At 76.9% G+C, this 1,395-nt stretch carries 2 protein-coding genes; both read right to left on the reverse strand.

The window, feature by feature from the left end; translation table 11 throughout:
- Positions 1 to 175, reverse strand: a 175-nt coding sequence (locus ACYVK3_RS12365; protein ID WP_460497747.1) for an SDR family NAD(P)-dependent oxidoreductase, incomplete at its 3' end; no start/stop codon positions are given.
- 20 nt (positions 176 to 195) lie between these two features.
- Positions 196 to 1,290 (reverse strand): MDR/zinc-dependent alcohol dehydrogenase-like family protein, encoded by a 1,095-nt coding sequence (locus ACYVK3_RS12370; RefSeq protein ID WP_460497626.1) that lies wholly within the window; start codon positions 1,288 to 1,290, stop codon positions 196 to 198.
- Positions 1,291 to 1,395 lie beyond the last annotated feature (105 nt).

The raw sequence follows: 1,395 nt of genomic DNA on the forward strand, positions 1-1,395 counted from the left end.
CCCCGACGGCGAGCGCCCGGCCGCCGTCGCCGGTGATGGCGTCGGCCGTGGCCTGCGCCTGGTCCTCCAGGAGGTCGAGTACGGCGACGGCGTGCCCGGCGGCGGCGAGCCGGCGGGCCGTGGCGGCCCCGATGCCGCGCGCGGCGCCGGTGACGATCGCGGTGCGAGAGGTCATGGACGGTTCCTTTCGGTCGGTCAGAAGGTGATGAGCTGGCGGAGCGCCCCGCCGGAGGCCAGGCGGTCGAGTGCCGCCGGGAGGTCCTCGAGCGCGATGCGGTCGGACACGAGGCGGTCGAGCGGCAGGGCCCCGGTGCGCCACAGCCGCGCGTACCGGGGGATGTCGTGACTCGGCACGGCCGATCCGAGATAGGAGCCGACGACGGTGCGGGCCTCGGCGACGAGGCTGAGCGGCGCGATGCTCGCGCGGGCGTCGGGGTGCGGCAGGCCGACGGTGACGGTGGTGCCGCCCGGGGCGGTGAGGGCGTAGGCGGTCTCGAAGGCGCGGGCCGAGCCGGCGGCTTCGATGACGACGGGGGCGCGGAGCCCGGCCTCGGCGGCCTCGTCCGGTGTGTACGCGGCGGCCCCGAGCTCGCGGGCCAGCTCCAGCTTGGCGGGCACGGCGTCGACGCCGATCACGTCGTGGCCGAGGGCGGCGGCGACGAGGAGCGCGGCCATGCCGACGCCGCCGAGCCCGACGACGGCGACGGCCGCACCCTCCGCGGGCCGCCCGGCGTTGACGACGGCGCCGCCCCCGGTGAGGACGGCGCAGCCGAGGAGCGCGGCGATGTCGGGAGGCACGTCGTCCTCGACGGGCACGACCGAGCTCCGAGAGACGACGGCGTGTGTGGCGAACGCGCTGACGCCCAGATGGTGGTGGACGGCCGAGCCTCCTCGGCGCAGCCGCCGGCCGCCGCCGACGAGCGTCCCGGCGGCGTTGGCCTCGCTGCCCGTCGAGCAGGGCAGCCGCCCGCCGGTGGCGCAGGCGGCGCACTGGCCGCAGCGGGGGAGGAAGGTCATGACGACCCGTCGCCCGGTGTCGATCCCGGCTCCCGGCCCGGCCGCCTCCACGATCCCGGCGGCCTCGTGACCGAGCAGCATCGGCGTGGGCCGCACCCGGTTGCCGTCCACGACGGACAGGTCCGAGTGGCACAGTCCGGCGGCTTCGATGCGCACGAGCACCTCGCCTGGGCCGGGAGGGTCGAGTTCCAACGGGCCGATGGTGATCGGGCGGGACTCGGTGAACGGCGCACTCGCGCCGCAGCGTTCCAGAACGGCTCCGGTGATTTGCACGGCGACCTCCTCGTCGTCGGCCCCCGGGGGAGGCTCCCCACAGCATACCGACCGACCGGTATGCAGCGCCACCCGGGCGGTGCCGGCCCTTGGGCGGTGGGGGGG

Source organism: Glycomyces tarimensis, assembly GCF_054776215.1.